Annotated in this window: 1 pseudogene; it reads left to right on the top strand. The window is 66.7% G+C overall.

Going from position 1 to position 1,610, the window contains the following annotated elements:
• Positions 1-1,610, top strand: a pseudogene (locus ACXJKR_RS32005) (heme utilization protein); the annotation flags it as partial.

Below are 1,610 nucleotides of genomic sequence, written 5' to 3'. Positions count from 1 at the left end.
ACCGCCCAGATCAAGGGCCTGACCACGGGCGACATGGTCGCCCTGACCTCGGCCCAGGTCGCCTCGCTGACCTCGACCCAGGCCGGCAGCCTTTCCACGGCCCAGATTGCCGCCATCGAGACGGCTGACATCAAGTCGCTGACGACCGGCGCCCTGCGCAATCTGTCCTCCGACCAGCTCGATGCCTTCACCAGCGATCAGCTGCGCGCGCTGAGCAGCGGTCAGGTCAATTCGCTGACAACCGGCCAGATCAACACCCTGGGCACGGCCGACCTGAACAGCCTGACCAGCAGCCAGTTCTCCAATCTGTCCTCGGGCCAGGTCCAGGCGCTGACCAACACCCAGCTTGCCAATCTGGCGACGGACAACCTCAACGCCCTGGGCACAGCCCAATTCGCGGCCCTGTCGTCCAGCCAGTTCGGTGCGCTGACCACCGGCCAGCTGGGCAAGCTGGAAACGGCCGACCTGCGCGCCGTCACGACGGCAGCCCTCAATGGTCTGTCCTCCGACCAGGTCGGCGCCCTCGCCAGCGACGCCGTTGGCTCGTTGACCACGGCACAAGTCGCCTCGCTGGGCACCGCCCAGATCAAGGGCCTGACCACGGGCGACATGGTCGCCCTGACCTCGGCCCAGGTCGCCTCGCTGACCTCGACCCAGGCCGGCAGCCTTTCCACGGCCCAGATTGCCGCCATCGAGACGGCTGACATCAAGTCGCTGACGACCGGCGCCCTGCGCAATCTGTCGTCTGACCAGCTCGACGGCTTCACCAGCGACCAATTGCGTTCGCTGAGCAGCGGCCAGATCAACTCGCTGACAACCAGCCAGATCAATACGCTGGGCACGGCCGACCTSAACAGCCTGACCAGCAGCCAGTTCGCCAACCTCTCCACGGCCCAAGCCCAGGCGCTGACCAACACGCAGCTCGGCAACCTCGCCACCGACAACTTGAACGCGTTGGGCACAGCCCAGTTCGCGGCCCTGTCGTCCAGCCAGTTCGGCGCGCTGACCACTGGCCAGTTGGGCAAGCTCGAGACGGCCGATCTGCGCGCCGTCACCACCGCGGCCCTCAACGGCCTGTCTTCCGACCAGGTCGGTGCCCTGGCCAGCGACGCCGTCGGCTCGCTGAGCACGGCCCAAGTTGCTTCGCTCGGCACCGCCCAGATCAAGGGCCTGACCACGGGTGACATGGTCGCCCTGACTTCGTCCCAGGTCGCCGCCATCAATTYGGCCCAGGCCGGCACGCTGTCCACCGCCCAGCTCGCGGCTATCGAGACTGGCGACATCAAGTCGCTGACCACCGGCGCCCTGCGCAACCTGTCCTCCGACCAGCTCGACGCCTTCACCAGTGACCAGCTGCGTGCCTTGAGCAGCGGCCAGGTCAATTCACTGACGACGGCCCAGGTCAACTCGCTGGGCACGGCCGACCTGAACAGCCTCTCCAGCAGCCAGTTCGCCAACCTGTCCTCGGCCCAAGTYCARGCACTGACCAACACCCAGCTCGCCAAYCTCGCGACCGACAACCTCAACGCSCTGGGCACCGCCCAGTTCGCGGCGATGAGCTCCAGCCAGTTCGGTGCACTGACCACCGGCCAACTTGGCAAGCTCGAAAC

This window comes from Roseateles sp. P5_E11 (assembly GCF_054049355.1).
The sequence above is the reverse complement of the archived record's forward strand: the minus strand, read 5'-3'. Positions and strand labels throughout refer to the sequence as shown.